Genomic DNA, 17,504 nt, shown 5'->3' on the forward strand with positions numbered 1-17,504 from the left:
GGAGAGATTGGATGGTAGAGACTAAGGGAGAAAAGACATTTCGACTAATCAATTATACTATTTTGGGGATTATTTCACTAATAGCGCTTTATCCGTTTGTTTATGTATTATCAGCGTCTATTAGTTCACCAACGAGTGTTGTTACGGGCAATATGACTTTATTTCCTAAGGATATTCGTTTTGATTCATATAGACAACTATTAACCGATAATTCAATTTTAATCGCTTATGGTAACACAATCTACTACACTATAGTAGGAACGATAACAAGTATGCTGCTGACAATTCTAGGAGCATATGCCTTATCTAAGCGACGTTTACGCGGAAAAAAACTGATTACAATTTTTATTACTATAACGATGTGGTTTGATGCAGGAATGATCCCAACATATTTAAATATTAAGGATTTGGGGTTGCTAGATACACGAATGGCAATGATAATTGCTTTTGCTTGTAATACATTTAATGTTATTTTATTACGGAGTTTTTTTGAAAGTGTTCCAGAGGAACTAGAAGAGGCTGCATTGATAGATGGAGCAAAGGATCATCAAATTTTATGGAGGATTTATTTACCACTTTCCAAAGCTGCACTGGCTACAGTTAGTTTATTTTATGCAATCAGCCGTTGGAATGGTTATTTTTGGGCAATGGTAATTATCCGAGATGAGAATAAGGCGCCTCTTCAAGTATTATTAAAAAAATTAATCGTAGAAAATTCATTGGGGTCAGAATTTGCAACAGCAATTGATCCCACTACAACAGTTTCTGTAGAAACAATCACATACGCTACGATTGTTGTATCCGTTATTCCGATTGTATTAATTTATCCATTTATTCAGAAGTATTTTGTTAAAGGTGTAATGGTTGGTGCTGTTAAAGGTTAAATTACTTAAGTATAAAATGTGAGGGAGAACAGACAATGAAAAAAAGTATAATTATTGCTACAAGTTTGACCATTTTATGGGGTATGGCAGGCTGTACATCATCAGAAAATAGGACAGATAAGGTTGATAATAAAGAGGAAATCACTATGACTATTCATGGTGGGACAGTGGAGGCTGGCCCATTCAATGGAGAATGGCCCGTTTTTATGGAAGCAGCTGAAAAAACAGGTGTAACCTTAAAGGGAGTTATGCCTTCAACTGTCACTGATTTTACACAGGAATTCAGCTTGATGATGGCTTCAGGAGATTTGTCCGATATTGTGATGGCTAGTAATCTGGAATTTTTTAAATATGGTGGAGAAGGTGCTTTCGAGCCATTAGATCAATTAATTGACGAACATGCACCAAATATCAAAACTTTTTTTGATGAAAATCCTGAGGTTAAAGAGATGGCAACAGGACCAGATGGGAAAATTTGGTTTATACCGTTTGTTCAAGATGGTGTTGCTCAATCAGGTTGGTTTATCCGAAAAGATTGGCTGAACAATTTAGATTTACAGGTACCGAATAATGTAGAAGACTACTATCAAACTTTGACCGCATTTGCGAATGAAGATCCAAATGGAAATGGAAAAAAGGATGAAATTCCCTATTTTCATAGAAGTTCAGTCAATGGTATTAATGATTTACTAAGTCTTTGGAATGCACATCCAGGATTTTTTGTAAAAGATGGTGAAGCTGTATATGGTCCAATGGAGGAAACTTTCAAAATTGCTTATGAAAATATTGCAAAATGGTATAAAGAAGGTCTGATTGATCCAGAAATCTATACTAGAGCAAATGCTAGAGATGTGTTGCTGGCAGAAAACTTAGGTGGAGCTACACATGATTTATTTGGTTCTACAGGAAACTACAACGATCAATTGACAGAGAAAATTTCTGACTTTCAATTTCTTCCAATGGCTCCCCCGGAGAATAGCAACGGTGAGCGCTTAGAACCAACAAAGCGCAAAATTCCAAGAACTTACGGCTGGGGAATAAGTTCTGAAAATGACAATAAAGAAAAAGCAATAAAATATTTTGATTTCTGGTTCACTGAAGAAGGGCGTCGTTTGGCAAATTTTGGAATTGAAGGTGATACGTATGAAATGATTGATGGCAAACCTGTTTTAACAGATAAGGTATTAAAAGGGGATAAACCAGCAGTAGAAATATTACGGGAAATTGGTGCACAATCAAACTTTGGCTTTCAGCAGGATTATGCATATGAAGAACAGTGGACGAATGAAATTGCTTTAGAAGGAATCAATGACTATATTGAGAACGATTATTTTGAAGAGCAATATCCAGAGGTGAAATTCACTGAAGAAAGACAAAAAGAAGTCGAAAAGCTTATTCCGAAAATCAACACCTTTATTACGGAAACTACGCAGCAATGGGTACTTGATTCTAAACAAATTGATTTTGATCAATTTATTTCTGAGCTGAAAAAGCTAGGCGTGGAGGAGCTGATTGAGATTAACCAAGAAGCATACAGTCAATATCTGAAAAAAGTAGGAAAATAGCTTGATTGAGAAAAGAGGTTACACATGTGAAAAATATAAATGCACTTTTTATAGAAGGTGAGACAATAACGAGAATTAAAGCTCGGATTTCTCAGCAAACTACTCAGCAAGCAAGATCAACTGTCATTTCCTCCAAATTACCGCATTTAGTTTCTGAGGTAGTTGAGAAAGCAGAGACTGCTCTAAATGGGCAGCTCTTGCTGCCGGGAACTGGAGGGAAAGCTAAATTTGTTGGGAATCCTCCAAATTGGTATGCTAGAATGAACGATGATAATGAGTTTCTTTGGCAGTTAAATCGAATGGAGCATTGGCTCCCTTTGTTGGAAGCTTATTCTTATACAGGTAAGGTTGAATACGCTGAAAAGGTAATAGTCGAGTTTTTAGATTGGCATCAGAAAACTCAATTTTTGACAGTAGATTTCTCAACTCAGCCTCTGAGCTATTTTAACGAAGTTCATCCGCTTAGAACCTTAGAGTGTGGAATTAGACTCTATAAAACTTGGCCGGCAATTATAAAATATCTGGGAGATTCACCTTTACTAACGGAGAAAATTTTTGAAGAATACTTATTAAGCGTTCATAAGCAAACGGAGCTACTGATAGCCATTTCCCCAAAACTTTGGCCCAAAGCAGACCATAATCATTACCTAATGGAATGTTTGGGTATTTGGACAACGGCTCTGATGTTTCCCGAATTTAAGAAGAGTGAAGAATGGAAGGATTTTGCATATCGAGAATTGAATCGTTGTAGCCAGGCCCAGCTAACTCAGGCTGGTGGACAAATTGAAGGTTGTCCGTCGTATCATAATGGATGTATGTTTTGGTTCAGCTTAGTGGTGATTTTGGCTAAGGAAGCAGGGATTACTATTGCAGAAGATTTCCAACAACGTTTGCATACAAACTTAAATTATTCATTGCATTGTATGCGTCCTACAGGACAGACATTTCCGTTAGGTGATTCTCACAGTAACAATTTATCTATCATGAGCGGTGTTTATGGTTATTTGGCATTTGATGATCCATTTTGGCTACGTCATATGTGTTCATTTTTAAATAGAGAAGAGATTCAGAAAACAGCATACCAATATATTCGCTATGCAGAACATCCAGCAACATTTATTGCAACAATCGAGGGCTTAACAGAGCTTCCAGAAGCAAAACAGTTACCACTAAATTTGTTTAATCAAGAGTTAGGACAAGCGTTTGTTCGTAGCAACTGGACTTCTCTTGCACAGAGCTATGCCTTTACCTGTAGAAGCCCGATACAAAATTTACATGCGCATATTGATTTACTTTCTTTTGAATACATCGCTTTAGGGAAAAATATTATTTGTGATCCAGGGCTCTACACGTATAAGAATTCAGCGATTCGGAAGGAAATGAAATCAACTGCTTCCCATAGTACTTTGATGATTGATAATAAGGATTTTTTTGAATATATAAGCTCTTGGGAGTATGGTGTACAAAAAAAAGGCGAATTAACTGGTCTAGTGAAGCAAGCAGGGACGACCTTTGCGCATGGATATCATTTGTCTTATGATCCAATATGTGTTCAACGTTTTTTGGGCTTGGTTGATAATCGTTTTCTAGTAGTTGTTGACAAAGTTACAACTCCAGATAAAGGGAAAATAATTACTCGGACCTTTCATTTAGATTACACAGATATTGAAGTAAGGAAAGACAGCGTTCTAGGAAAAGATCAGATGATTGATGTGAAGATAGTAAATTATCCGGATCAGCAGGTAAATATTCGACAAGGAAAGCTGTCTGATGTAAATGATTGTTTTAGAGAAAGCAGAAAAGTTGTTTATAAAGGAAAATATTTAGAAGAGAGCTACATTACGGTTCTATATCCGTATGAAAACAAAGATGAAGAACCTGAGATTTCAATTTATCCGATTTCTTCAGAGAATTATCATGTTAAAATAAACCAAAAAAAATTTGAGATTAATATAAAATCTTTTGAAGAATACTTTAAAAATACGGATTAGGAGGAAAAAAATGAATGATCAGTTGAATAAGATAAGTAAATTTGTTTACTATTATTTCCAATTATTTTTTTGTCTATTGCTTACGAATGGTCTTCTATTTTTATATCTGTTATCGTTATTTTTAACTCAGCAGCTTCACAATAATATGCTATTTTTCTATGTTTCATTGCTTCCTATCACACCTGCTCTAATCAGTCTGTATCAATTAATGAATGAGTCGGCAGAAAATAAATTTGATCAACGCATTATCTACAAATTTTTTGTAGCATATAAGCAATGCTGGAAGCAGGGATTACTTTGGAGTAGTGTATTTATTACAACTATGTTTATTCTTTTACTAGATTTGCTATTTATAACAGGTTATCAGAAAATTATTTTTCTATTTTTACTCGTTCTTATTTTTTCTACTTACCTATTGGGAATCTTTCTCATGAGCAAGTATTCATCTTCTTTTAAATGGATACTTCACCTTTCTTTATATACATGCTTTAGTAACTTGTTTCCTTGTCTATCTTTCGCGGTCTTCTATTTGGCTATCCTTTTTGTAGCAAGCTGGTTTACCAACACATTGGTCGTCATTTTTTTCTTGTTCTTATTGACTCATTACCATATATCAATTTGTCGTAAATTGATATTTAAAATGAAAACAGCTATCTAATCGTATTCAGGAAGTGAATTGGAAATTTGATTTTTCGTGAATAAGTTTGGAAGCTATCTTGAAATTGAAACTGAAAGTGGAGGTAAATTTTACATTGATTATCTGCTTTTAGCTAAATTGGTTACCAACAGCAATTCAAGGTAGAACTGGTATAATAAACTAGACAGAGAGAAAAGAGTCTCCCTATGCCTAGACGTTCATTTGATAAAGTATTCAAGACAGCTGCAGTAAAATTGATTATTGAAGCGAGTTTTTCTGTTAAAGAAGTGAGTGACCACTTGGATGTTTACGTGAATAGTCTGTATCGTTGGATTCAAGAAGTTGAAAAATATGGTGATAGTGCGTTTCCTGGAAAAGGAAGCGCACTTTTTGATATACACTATGAAATAAAGAAACAGGAAAAAGAGAGTCGTTACTTAAGGGAAGAACTTGAGTTGTTAAAAAAGTACCAGGTGTTCTTGAAGACAAGCAAGAAATCCGATTTCAATTCTTGAAAGACAATAAAGAAACAGTAAACATTCAACGTGCTTGACAAACACTCAATGTTTCAAAATCCGGTTTCTATGAATTATTCAAAAGAAAATGAGAAAATCAATTGCTTAAAAACGATATGGAACAATTCGAATTACGAAAGTCTTAAAAGAACGTAGGCTTCTCTTTCTCATCCAAACCTTTGTTGCAACAGAGAGGAAAAAAATTTGGCTAGGTGATATTACCTATGCCCCTCTAAAAAAGGAACCTTGTATTTGCTTTTATTGATGTATATACAAGGAAAATTATTGACTGAGCAATGTTTTCAAGAATGAAAAATCAATTGGTAATCGATGCTTTTCTTCAAGCCTACGTTAAAGAACAATCACAGGCAGGTCTCATTATCCATACAGGTAAAGGTTCGCAGTATACAAGCATTGATCAAGCTCAACTATAGATATTCAAATATTTTTATGTTTCAATATCCTGTATAGAGGGAGCATACCATATGTTCCACAATCATTGCTTTTTAGGCAAAAAATACCCGCTCTTTGGGGGAGAGCGGGAAAGGAGTTAAAAATGAAAAAGTGTTTGTTAGGGTTTGTTTATTGGTATGAGTTAATAATAACCTCAAGATGTGAATTTTTTGTGTAGGAAACATTTCAAAAGTGTAAAAGATTTATTAACGAAAAGATAAGGTGCTATTTAATTGGATAATTTATTTCTTTTCAAAAAGAAAATAAATAGCTATAGATCAGGATAGCCAACGAACAATGAGAGAACAAAAAAATACCCACTCTTTGGGGAAGAGTGGGAAAGGAGTTAAAAATGAAAAAGTGTTTGTTAGGGTTTGTTTATTGGTATGAGTTAATAATAACCTCAAGATGTGAATTTTTTGTGTAGGAAACTTTCTGAAAGTGTAAAAGATTTATTAATGAAAAGATAAGACGCGCCTTTTCGGAAGCATTACGGTTGACTTGGTCATTTTTAACGAGAGTCGTTACAAGTTAAGTAGTAGGACATACAGTTGCATTCAGCTGAATGCAGAAAATAAAAATTTATACTGATGGAAAATGACTGAACAAAGCTTTTATTTTGAAACAAGCAGCTTTTGAAAAAGGACAAAAAAACACCCGCCCTTTGGGGGAGGGCGGGAAAAGGAGTTAAAAATGAAAAAGTGTTGTGTTAGGGTTTGTTTATTGGTATGTCTATATATTACTCATAGTTTGTGAATTTTCTATGCGTATTCTTTTGCTAAATTGGAAAAAAAGCGTGAGGACAATCTAGTATTTCTTAATAGATGGTTAAGCTGGATAAAAATAATTCTTTCATTGAGGGGCTGAATCCAATCAACAGGGGCGTGGTGTTGCATCTTAGCGCAAATTTAACATTTTCTACATAAAATAAAAAGGAAATCGTGGTAGAATGAGGAAAACCTCGTTATGTGCAGTGAAAATCATGCGGAGGTCTTATTAAACAACGAATAAAATGTGTTAGAATAATGAAAATATCTAAGGTTTGTCTGGAAAGGATAGTTAGAATTTTCAGATACAGCCTCATACAAAAAAAGGAGCGCTTATGGATTTTAAAGAATTTATGAGGAAGACCGGTTCGGTCATCAAGCGATTCTGGGCGTGGCTTAAGCCTCATCTGATTCGGTTTCATAAATGGAGAAAACGAATTTGGAAAAAGTACCAGATCAATAAAATCATTTTACTACTGGCGATGGTTGCCGTATTAGTAACAAGCATTTATTTATTTACTTTGGCGAAAGCAGCAAATGTAAAAGCCTTAAAAGAAGGGCTTCAGCAGTCGACAGTTATTTATGACAAAAATAATGATGAAGCTGGAAAGCTGTTTGGTCAGAAAGGAACCTTTGTTGAATTAGATCAGATTTCACCCTACATTCAAGATGCAGTCGTCTCAACAGAGGATCGAAATTTTTATAAGCACAACGGCTATGATATCAAAGGGATATTCAGAGCGGTAATTGGTCGAGTTACCATGGGGAGAATTGTTGGAGGCGGAAGTACAATTACGCAGCAGCTGGCAAAAAATGCTTATCTGACTCTTGATCAGACCCTTGATCGAAAAGCGAAAGAGCTGTTCTTGGCTATAGAAATTGAGAAGAAGTATTCAAAAGAAGATATCTTAGCAATGTATCTGAACAATTCCTACTTTGGAAACGGAGTTTGGGGCGTAGAGGATGCTGCGAAACGTTACTTCGGTGTCAGTGCATCAGAGGTGACGATCGGTGAGGCTGCTACGTTAGTGGGGATGCTGAAAGGACCGGGAATCTATAATCCAATCGACAATTTGGAAAATGCAGTCAATCGTCGCGACACGGTTCTTCAATTAATGGTAGAAAACAATAAGTTGGATCAAGCGACAGCGGATGGTGAAGCTGGCGTTGAGCTAGCGAACTTACTTAGCGATGGCTATACGGATGCTGATTCGGATTATCGCTACCCATACTACTTTGATGCGGTAGTCGATGAAGCCGTGGATCGTTATGGAATCAAGGAAGAGGACCTTTTGACGAAAGGCTACAAAATTTATACAGCCTTGGATCAAACATACCAACAAGCAATGGAGCAAACCTATACCAACGATGCACTGTTTCCACCGAACGCTGAAGATGGTGCGATCGTGCAAAGTGGATCAGTTGCATTAGATCCTAAAACAGGTGGGATTCAAGGAGTTGTTGGGGGACGTGGAGAGCATGTCTACCGTGGCTTCAACTTTGCGACACAAACCAAACGTTCGCCAGGCTCGTCCCTAAAACCAATCTCCGTCTATACACCGGCGCTAGAAGCTGGGTATACGCCTGCCAGCATTTTACAGGATCAACTACAGGATTATTATCCGGCACAGAATTTTAGCCGGACCTTTCAAGGGGAGGTACCTATGTATCAAGCCTTGGGTGAAAGTCTAAATGCACCGGCAATCTGGCTTTTGAACCAAATTGGTTTGGATAAGGGCTATGATAAAACGAAAGCATTTGAGATTCCACTGAATGAAGCAGATAAACGCTATCCTCTAGCTTTGGGAAGCATTGAAACGGGTGTTTCTCCGATGAATATGGCGGCGGCCTACAGTGCTTTTGCAAATGGTGGTCAGTTAGCCGAAGCGCATTTGATCACAAAAATCGTCGATTCTACAGGTGCCGTGGTTATCGATAAAACAGATGCGAAAACAAAACAAATCATTTCTCAAGAAACAGCGGATGAAATCACAAGTATGCTATTAGGGGTGTTTAGCTCTGGAAGTGGTATCAATGCAGATCCGTATGGCTATGTGATGGCTGGGAAAACAGGAACGACAGAAACAGGATTCGATAGTACGAAAACAAATGATCAGTGGGTTGTAGGCTACACGCCGGATGTTGTACTGGCAACTTGGTTAGGCTATGAAATAACCGATGAGAATCATTATTTAGAAGGAACCAGTGCGACCCATGCGTCGAATGTTTTCAATAGTCAAGCCAGTGGTATTCTGCCAAACACACCCAATACACCATTTACAGTTGCGGATGCTTACGCAACAGGTGGCGAGGTTGTTGACGCAGGAGATGCCGGAATGACAAGTAATGGCTGGCAGGACAATGTGAAGGACATTGGCGGTCAGGTACAGGAAGGCGCCAAAAATATTGGTGATCAAATCAAAGAAGGCTGGGATAATGTCAAAGAAGGTGTCTCTGATTTCTTTGGCGGCTTGGTCGGTGAATAAGTTTTTTGAAATGTGGTATAGAAGTGTTACAATAAAAGAAACTATTGGAAGAAAAGGGGCTAAAAACGTGGCAAACATTTATGATACAGCAAATCAGTTGGAACGTGAACTAAGAGAAATGAATGAATTCAAGGCTTTGAAGGAAGCTTATGGCGAGGTCCAAGCAAACGAAGCTGCTCATACACTATTCAAGGAGTTTCAAGCATTCCAGCAAGAACTGCAGGAAAAACAAATGCGTGGCGAAGAATTTTCTGAAGAAGATGCTGAGAAAGCACAACAGTTAGCAACGGAAGTTCAAAATACTGAATTGATCAATAAAATGATGGAAAAAGAACAAGCCTTCAGCATGATCGTGAATGACTTGAACCGAATCATCATGACACCGATTCGTGATCTGTATAGTAACTAAGTATAAAATGAATACAAGCATCTATTCAATAGGTGCTCGTTTACACAAGCGGTCAGGAGACGTTATGTTTCCTGATTGCTTTTTTTCTTCTTAGACCTTATTTGTAAAGGGAAAAATAATAAAAAGCGAACGAATTTTCGTATCTTTTTACTGACCGATTTTGTAGAAAATGATATGATAGAGGAAACTTTGGAAAGACGAGGAAATAGCCACAATGAAATTATTGCATAGTGCTGATTTACATTTAGATCGTTCATTTGAGGGCCTGAAGGCTTTTCCGGAGCAAGTCGGACAAAAGCTTCAAGATGTCAATAAACGGGTTTTACATAACCTTATTGATACAGCGTTGAAAAATCAGGTAGATGCCGTTATTTTTGCCGGTGACACGTTCCACCAAAGCCAGACGTCTATCCAGACGCAAGCGTATTTTTTCGAGGGGCTGGAACGACTAATCAAAGAAGACATCCATGTGATGATCAGTTTTGGAAATCATGATTATTATAGTGCGGAGCGGTACTGGTTTGATTTCCCAGAACAGGTCTTTTTGTTTGAACAGGAGGATGTGGAAACACATTATTTTGTTACGCGAAACAATGAACGAGTGGCTGTTTCAGGGTTTAGTTACCTGCATCCTTGGATCGAGGAGAATAAGCTGTCGGAGTTTCCGCGAAGAGCATCAGAGGCAGATATTCATATTGGTATTTATCATGGAGAGCTGTCAACAAATCGTGATTCCAGGTATGCGCCCTTTGCTTTGAGTGAAATGAAAGCTTTAGGCTATGATTATTGGGCATTGGGCCATATTCATAAGCCGGAGGTGCTGAGTGCAGATCCATTGATCGTTTATCCCGGAACACCTCAAGGGCATACAAAAAAAGAAATCGGTGTACAGGGAGTTGGTGTTGTCAATCTGGGGAATGGTCCGGCAACGATTCGTTTTGAGGAAACAGCAGAGGTCTATTGGGAAAAAACGCGTTACTCTCTAAAAGAGTATCGTACAAAAAAAGAGGCGCTGACCTTTCTGGAAAAAGGACTATTTGACGAAGCAACACATAGGCAGACATTTTTGCTGAAGGAAATTGTTTTGACAGATATTGAGCAGCTTGGCGAAGCGTTTCAAATCGCCTGTACAAATGGAGAAATACTGAGCTATTTGCAAAAGAAGACGGCAGAAACAGGCCGATTGTTTGTTTTTCAACTTTCGACCAAAGGCGAGAGCTCATTTCAAAAAATACCAATTCGAGCTTCTGCTCAATTATTAGAACAGCTAGAAAAAAATTATTTGCAGCCGGAAATATTTGCAGAAGCAGCCAAAGAACTTCTGCAACAGCCGCAATTTTCTAAAATGCAGCCAATCGATGCCTTATGGCGGGAAAAATGTATTGAGCGAGCGGATCAGCATATTAAGGAATACTTTATGATCAAGGAGGATCAGTAATGAAAATCCTTTCGATAGAAATTGCCGGATTTGGCAAATGGCAGCAAAAAACAATTGAATTTTCCAGTAATAATCAGTTGATTTATGGCAAGAATGAGGCTGGAAAATCAACGATTTATCAATTTATCCAGGCAATCCTGTTTGGTTTCCCTGCGAAAGGGAAGAAACGAAAGAACTATGTCCCACAGGGAGGCGGAAGCTATGGTGGTCGTCTCTGGCTGGAGCATCCATTATACGGAAAAGTTCAGGTTGAGCGGTTAAAAGAGCTGAATAAGGGACAAGCCAAAGTATATATGGGGGATCAAATTGGAGATGAAGCGTTATTGACGCAGATTCTCCATCCGCTAACCAAGGAGCTGTTTCAAACAGTCTTTACGTTTCAACAGGAGCAGTTGACACAACTGGACAAGCTAGATGAGGAAGAGCTGCAGACCTCGCTGTTGGCACTGGGAATTTCGGGCAGCGACCAGATGCTGAAAACACGGGAAGAATATGGTAAAAGCGCACAGGAAATCTATAAAAGTAAAGGCTCTCGTCCTATGTTGAATATCAAGCTTGAAGAATATCAGCAGCTTATGGAGAAAATTTCACACAAAGAAAAAGAAGAGCAGCAATTTAATCATATTTTGGCTGAACTTTATGAAACCGAGCAAGCAATGATTGAACAGCGGGCAGTGGTTCTTCAGATGAAGCAGCAACTGGAAAAAGTGGAAAAGCAGTTACTGAATTATCCTCTCTTTGAAGAATGGACAGAGTTGAACAAGAAGCAGGTTGACACATCTGTTGTTGTTGACGCAGGTGAAAAAGAGCAACTTTTGTCTTTATATCAAGAATATAAATTTTTGAAAGAAGAACAGGAACGAGTGAATCGAACCATCCAATCTAGTGTGGGTGGGCACGACCGATCGGCTGAATATCTATTTTACTTAAATGAAGAGGCGTCCATCAAAGCGTTTCTTGACAAGCGTTATACGATCAATAAGCTAGTATCTGAGATCGAATGGATGACGCAATCGATGGAGCAAAATCGGCAGGAACTGCGCAGCCTTGAACAGAAATGGGGCTGGTCAGAGGAACAACCGCCGCGCTTGTTTTTTGAGGACAGTCAATTGACAGAACTTCGGGAGGGCATCGTTAGCCGGAAGGTTCAACTGCAAACAGCAGAGGAGCAAGAGCGTTCTTTAGAAGCAAGTATTCTCAGCCAAGAAAAAAATCTTGAGGATTTTGAAGCGGTGAATCAACGTGTTTTCCAACGAGATCGTCAGAGTAAAAAACAACCTCAAAATAGAAAAATGATCAGTATATGTCTTGCTGGACTAGCAGTGGTCAGCTTGCTTGGCGGTTTTTTGACGTCAGGTTCAGTGCGCTGGGGTCTGCTAGGGGTCGCAGTTATATGTTTGATAACCGTAGGTATAATGTTATTTATGCCGCAGAAAAATACAAATGATCAAGTGAAAAAACAGTGGCAGCAAAAGCTATCCAATTTGGATTATCTGAACGAACAGCTACATCAAACCCAAGAACAAATTACTACTCTTTATGAAGAGGAGGAGCATTTGCAGCACTATATCCAAAAGCAAACACGCGACAACCATCTAGGGAAAATGGATCGACTTGAGTTTTGGATGAACCATAAGGAAGAGATCAAACGGTATCTTTTATTAATTAGTACGACACAGGAGCTTCAACGTCAAATAGAGGAAGACAAAGAAACTCAAAATCAATGGTTACGTCAGACCGAACGATTTGTTAGCTGGCTTCCGATCGTTGGGAAGAGTCTTGCTGATAGAGTAGCAATTATCAGTGATTTTGCTGATGAAATGGAGCAGATACGCTTTGCCCAAGGAAACAATGCGGATATCTATACGAAGCAATCCCTAAAGGAAGTTCGTGAGAAGCAGCAGGTTGTTTTGGAAGCCGCGCGCCCATTGTTGTACAATTATCAGATTCTCGCATTAGAGGATGTGCCTGACAAACTACAGGTTTATACTCAAAATGAGTCTGTCGGGAAACGGCTGGCAGAGCTGGAGCAGCTTTTGAATGGCATGTATCCAAAAGAGATTACGGAACAGCAGCTTCTGTCACAAAAATATGAGCAGAGTGCGCGACTGACTGCGGCAGAGGAGGAAATTTTCCGCCTGCAAAAAGAAGAGCAACGCCTATTATACAGCCGTCAGCAAATGATTGAGGATGGGACCTTGGATAGTCTGTATCAGGCATTAGCTGGACTTGAAGCCGAGATTGAAGAGCTTGCTGTGGATTGGAGCGGCTATCGTTTGGCTGAGCAATTGGTAGTGGACCTTTTGACGGAGTTGTCTGAACAACAGCTGCCCGCTTTATTGGAACAGGCGGTACGCTATTTCCGATTATTGACCAACCAAGCCTATACAGATATTCAACTTCAAGAGGGAAAACTGCAGCTGGAAAATGCGTCTGGACAGCATTTTGCGGTATATGACTTATCTACAGGAACAAAGGATCAACTGATTATGGCTATTCGATTTGCTTTTCTTTCATTGCAAGGAGAAAAAAGTGTTTTTCCAATCATGATCGATGATGGCTGGCTGCACTATGATAACGAAAGAAAACGCCATTTAGCTCGATTATTCCAACTTTTTGGTGAGACACAGCAAATCATTTGTTTTTCTTCTGATCAAGAAATGGTAAGCTATTATCAAGAGAATAAACAACCAGTGGTTCAATTGGAGGGAAAAAAAGATGAAAAAAATTCGTGAGCTTGCGATAGATGAAGTTTTTGAGCTGTTTCTATTGATTAAAAATGCAGACGTACGTACAGCTAAAAATGGCAAGAAGTTTATAGCATTTACTTTTCAGGATACATCCGGAACGATCGATGGAAAGTATTGGGATGCTTCCGAAGAGGAAATTCAACGCTTTGAGTCAGGAAAAGTTATCATGCTGAACGGGAAGCGTGAAGTATATCAAGGCAATCCGCAGGTGAAAATCATTCATATGCGTTTGGCGCGTCCGGAGGAACCGAACCAGCCTGCGCTATATATGGAGCGGGCACCATTGAAACGAGAAGATATGGTTGAAGAAATCAATCAGACTGTTTTTGAAATAGCGAATGCTCATTGGCAGAGAATTGTTCGTCATCTTTTGACGAAATATCAAAAAGAATTCTTTGATTTTCCTGCGGCTAAGCGTAATCACCACGCGTTTGCACACGGATTGGCCTATCATACCTTGACGATGCTGCGTTTAGGGAAAGCCATCTGTCAGGAGTACGAAGACTTGAATGCCCCCTTGTTGTATGCGGGGATCATTTTGCATGATTTGGGCAAAGTGAAGGAATTGTCAGGCGCAATGAGTACAGAATACACATTAGCTGGTAATTTGATCGGTCACTTAGTCTTAGTGGATGAAGAAATCACAAGTGCTTGTCAGGCATTGAAAATCGATGAAGCCGATGAAGATGTGACGATCTTGCGCCATATGGTCTTGTCCCATCATGGACTATTGGAATATGGATCTCCTGTAAGACCAAGAATCATGGAGGCGGAAATCCTTCATCAAATTGACAATATGGATGCATCGATTCAGATGATGCTAACTTCTGTCAGACAGGCAGAGCCTGGAACTTATACAGATCGAATCTTTGGTATGGACAATCGCAGCTTCTATGTGCCTAAAAATATCTAAGAATGCGAAGCACTGCTATAGCTTGAAAAAAGTGTCTTACCTCTATGCTTAGCTTTGCTTGTAATGTGGTATCAAGGTTCGTTTATTGAGTTTTTCGATGCAATCAAAGGCTGCTATGAATAACACAAGTTAGAGAAAATAGAAAAGTAAAAAAGGAGTACTGAATGAACCAATCAGTTGAGGCGCTATGGAATGAATTTGTAGAATTACACGATATTAAAGACGGCCATTACACGGCTTGGAGCTTTGGGAGAACGCCGGAAATGGCGGATGAATTGCTTCAGGAGGTCTTGCTTGGCGAAAAAAGAGGAACCTCTGGGTTGAAACGCGCCTATGAGTTGGAAAATGAAGAGCTTCCCAAAGCCGGAGATTATAGCATTCTTTTAGACGGTCGAGGTGAAGCTGCAGCAATCATTCAAGCAAAGCTGATCGATATTTTACCCTATAAAAATGTAACGGATCTTCACGGGTATTTGGAAGGTGAGGGTGAGCGGAATCTTGCCTTTTGGAGAAAAGTCCATCGTCCATTTTTTGAAGCAGAGCTAAATGAAGCGAACGAAGAGTTCACAGAAGAACATCTTGTGGTGTATGAGTATTTTGATGTGGTTTATCGGAAAAAATAAGGTAGACAGGTCTAAAATGAAATCGCTAGAAATAAGAAGAGGATACGTAGAATAAACCAAAATTCTGCGTACCCTTTTTTTGTTTGAAAAAAATGACGTAATCAGGGAAATGACAGACAGTTTGCTTCGATTATAAACGTGCCTAAATGTAATGAAAATAAGTAGAATCATTTGATCTATTGTAGGGTAAAAATGATATTTTTTGTTATTTAATCAAAAAATATATACTGTTATTGACAGCATACATGATTTGTAAAATAACTTTTGGTAATCGAAGAAAATCATAAAGAATGGTGTATTTAATAACTAAGTTATTTTGTCTATTTAACAGATAAACTCTTTATTGATTAAAATTTATCTCACTCATTGTTTTCTCATAAAAGAACGATATAGGTATTCCTAAAATAATTTTTTTATAGAATAAACATAACATTCCTTATTATTAATCAAAAAAAGTTTTTTTTTGTAAGCATTAAATTATGATTATGTTTTTAGGCAACATATAATCTACTCAGATAAGTTGGCGCTAAAAAATGACGATGAAAGGAAGAGATGAATGTGCGTGTTAAGGGAGGGAGAAATCCAAAGAAGTTGAAGCGCTTTCTTAGTAAAAAAAACTTTTTTGTCTGTTACTTTGTGATCAATTTGGTTGTTGCAGGAGGATTTACAGGAGTCTTATCGTATTTTTTTAACAATGAGGAAGCGTCTGCTGCGGTGTTGGATGTAGAGATTTTGTCTAATATGCAGACCTCGAACAACAGCAACACAAGTTCAACCGTAAGATGGCAGCCGACCGTAACCAATCAACCCGTAAACTTTACGATTTCCGGTGCTGGATTAGCAAATGTTTCGGCGAATTTAGTCGGAAAAAAATATGGTGTACTTGTTATCCCATCGCAGTTATCCGGTAAGGTGACACCTAACGGAAATGCTCAGGTGGATACGAATGTTACCGTAGATTTAAGTAAAGTAGCTCTATTAAAACCTACTTTTGATGCGTTAGATGGATTGATTACGTTAATCGACAACATCCAGAAGGGTGCATTAAGTTTGGTCGGAGTCTCTTTTGATTTGACGGAAGTAAATAAACAGCTTGCTCTACTAGACAGTTTAGAAACACTAGGTCATACCACCTATTCGGCAACGACAGTCGGCGATGCCAGATCAATTTATCTGAATATGGATGAAGGCCTGGGGACTATTTTAGCGGGGAATCTAAGACAGATATTAGTCAACTTAAATACGGCTGTTCAAAATTTGAAAGTGACTGTGACCACACCTATAGTAGGGGATGCCGTAGCTGCCGTTATCAATCCCGTGTTGAATACAGTTAAACCGGCATTAAATACCGCAATTACTACATTGCTGCCTGCATTGGGTGTTGGGGGAGCAGCTGTTCAGCAGTTAGCTGATGCCTCTGTTTTAGGGCAGACGACGATCACATTACCAACATTTGTCTCAGGTCCCGGTAGTATTACAAGTAATTTGGATGCAAGGTTTGTAGGCACGGTAATCAAGTCATCGGTTATTGATATTGATTTACTTAATACAGCAAATGCAACCTCTTATATTTACTTTGCCGGTGAAACCTTTGCGATGAACAACACCTTACTGCCGGATGCCCTGAATTTTGGGGTGCATCCAATTCAGACGAAGCTGGATGAGCTTTTTACAGCGACAGCGGGTGGTGTCTCGGGGGCTGCACAAACAACAGGAACAGTCTCGGTGACAGATACACGATCTACTACGAAAAACTGGCAAGTCAAGGTAGCGCAGTCTGGTCAATGGAAAAACACAAGTAGTTATGCACTCAGTATGCCTATATTGAAAATCTATGGCGGCACTATGACTACAGATTATTCAGCAGGTGTGCGAAGCATAAGCGGTAGAGATGTAGAGCTGATCGATGGCTCACAACAGGAAGTCTTAGCCGTTTCTAATGTTACTGCGAGTGGTACAACCAGCTTGACGCTCCCGAAATTCGATCTGTTTGTACCCAAAAATACGGTAAAGAAAATAGGTCAATACAAAACCACACTTATCTGGACTGTAACAGAGAGTCCATAGGGGGGA

At 38.6% G+C, this 17,504-nt stretch carries 12 protein-coding genes; all 12 read left to right on the plus strand.

The window, feature by feature from the left end; translation table 11 throughout:
* Positions 1-11: 11 nt before the first annotated feature.
* The 12 genes from A5888_RS14405 (at position 12) to A5888_RS14455 (ending at position 17,498) form a co-directional block, all read left to right on the plus strand.
* Positions 12-884, plus strand: a complete 873-nt coding sequence (locus A5888_RS14405) for a carbohydrate ABC transporter permease (RefSeq protein ID WP_086348718.1) — start codon at positions 12-14, stop codon at positions 882-884.
* A gap of 35 nt (positions 885-919) precedes the next feature.
* A complete protein-coding gene (locus tag A5888_RS14410) occupies positions 920-2,449 on the plus strand; it encodes an extracellular solute-binding protein (RefSeq protein WP_086348719.1) in 1,530 nt (509 codons plus the stop codon).
* A 26-nt stretch (positions 2,450-2,475) separates the two neighbouring features.
* Positions 2,476-4,440 (plus strand): heparinase II/III family protein, encoded by a 1,965-nt coding sequence (locus A5888_RS14415; RefSeq protein WP_339101664.1) that lies wholly within the window; start codon positions 2,476-2,478, stop codon positions 4,438-4,440.
* 145 nt (positions 4,441-4,585) lie between these two features.
* A complete protein-coding gene (locus tag A5888_RS21500) occupies positions 4,586-5,098 on the plus strand; it encodes a DUF624 domain-containing protein (protein ID WP_422389751.1) in 513 nt (170 codons plus the stop codon).
* Between the two features lie 185 nt (positions 5,099-5,283).
* Entirely contained in the window at positions 5,284-5,592 is a 309-nt protein-coding gene (locus A5888_RS14420; protein ID WP_139843840.1) for a transposase, read from the plus strand.
* A gap of 1,555 nt (positions 5,593-7,147) precedes the next feature.
* On the plus strand, positions 7,148-9,298 hold the full coding sequence (locus A5888_RS14425) for a PBP1A family penicillin-binding protein (RefSeq protein WP_086348722.1): 2,151 nt from the start codon (positions 7,148-7,150) through the stop codon (positions 9,296-9,298).
* A 67-nt stretch (positions 9,299-9,365) separates the two neighbouring features.
* A complete protein-coding gene (locus A5888_RS14430) occupies positions 9,366-9,707 on the plus strand; it encodes a YlbF family regulator (protein WP_086348924.1) in 342 nt (113 codons plus the stop codon).
* A gap of 214 nt (positions 9,708-9,921) precedes the next feature.
* A complete protein-coding gene (locus A5888_RS14435; protein WP_086348723.1) occupies positions 9,922-11,145 on the plus strand; it encodes a metallophosphoesterase family protein in 1,224 nt (407 codons plus the stop codon).
* Entirely contained in the window at positions 11,145-13,880 is a 2,736-nt protein-coding gene (locus A5888_RS14440; RefSeq protein WP_086348724.1) for an ATP-binding protein, read from the plus strand. Before A5888_RS14435 ends, A5888_RS14440 begins: the two co-directional genes overlap by 1 nt.
* The gene (locus A5888_RS14445) at positions 13,864-14,808 is read left to right on the plus strand and encodes a 3'-5' exoribonuclease YhaM family protein (RefSeq protein ID WP_086348725.1); all 945 of its coding nucleotides are present in this window, start codon (positions 13,864-13,866) and stop codon (positions 14,806-14,808) included. Before A5888_RS14440 ends, A5888_RS14445 begins: the two co-directional genes overlap by 17 nt.
* Before the next feature lie 164 nt (positions 14,809-14,972).
* Complete coding sequence (locus A5888_RS14450; protein WP_086348726.1) at positions 14,973-15,431, plus strand: ASCH domain-containing protein; 459 nt, start codon at positions 14,973-14,975, stop codon at positions 15,429-15,431.
* A gap of 558 nt (positions 15,432-15,989) precedes the next feature.
* Positions 15,990-17,498 (plus strand): adhesive domain-containing protein, encoded by a 1,509-nt coding sequence (locus A5888_RS14455; protein WP_170924745.1) that lies wholly within the window; start codon positions 15,990-15,992, stop codon positions 17,496-17,498.
* Positions 17,499-17,504 lie beyond the last annotated feature (6 nt).

The sequence above is a fragment of the Enterococcus sp. 9E7_DIV0242 genome, from assembly GCF_002140975.2.
GTDB lineage: Bacteria > Bacillota > Bacilli > Lactobacillales > Enterococcaceae > Enterococcus_L > Enterococcus_L clewellii.

Excerpts from the sequence above, each read along its gene's own strand:
- A5888_RS14405 (WP_086348718.1), top strand. The coding sequence starts at position 12 with ATGGTAGAGACTAAGGGAGAAAAGACATTTCGACTAATCAATTATACT.
- A5888_RS14410 (WP_086348719.1), top strand. The coding sequence starts at position 920 with ATGAAAAAAAGTATAATTATTGCTACAAGTTTGACCATTTTATGGGGT.
- A5888_RS21500 (WP_422389751.1), top strand. The coding sequence starts at position 4,586 with ATGCTATTTTTCTATGTTTCATTGCTTCCTATCACACCTGCTCTAATC.
- A5888_RS14420 (WP_139843840.1), top strand. The coding sequence starts at position 5,284 with ATGCCTAGACGTTCATTTGATAAAGTATTCAAGACAGCTGCAGTAAAA.
- A5888_RS14425 (WP_086348722.1), top strand. The coding sequence starts at position 7,148 with ATGGATTTTAAAGAATTTATGAGGAAGACCGGTTCGGTCATCAAGCGA.
- A5888_RS14435 (WP_086348723.1), top strand. The coding sequence starts at position 9,922 with ATGAAATTATTGCATAGTGCTGATTTACATTTAGATCGTTCATTTGAG.
- A5888_RS14440 (WP_086348724.1), top strand. The coding sequence starts at position 11,145 with ATGAAAATCCTTTCGATAGAAATTGCCGGATTTGGCAAATGGCAGCAA.
- A5888_RS14445 (WP_086348725.1), top strand. The coding sequence starts at position 13,864 with ATGAAAAAAATTCGTGAGCTTGCGATAGATGAAGTTTTTGAGCTGTTT.
- A5888_RS14450 (WP_086348726.1), top strand. The coding sequence starts at position 14,973 with ATGAACCAATCAGTTGAGGCGCTATGGAATGAATTTGTAGAATTACAC.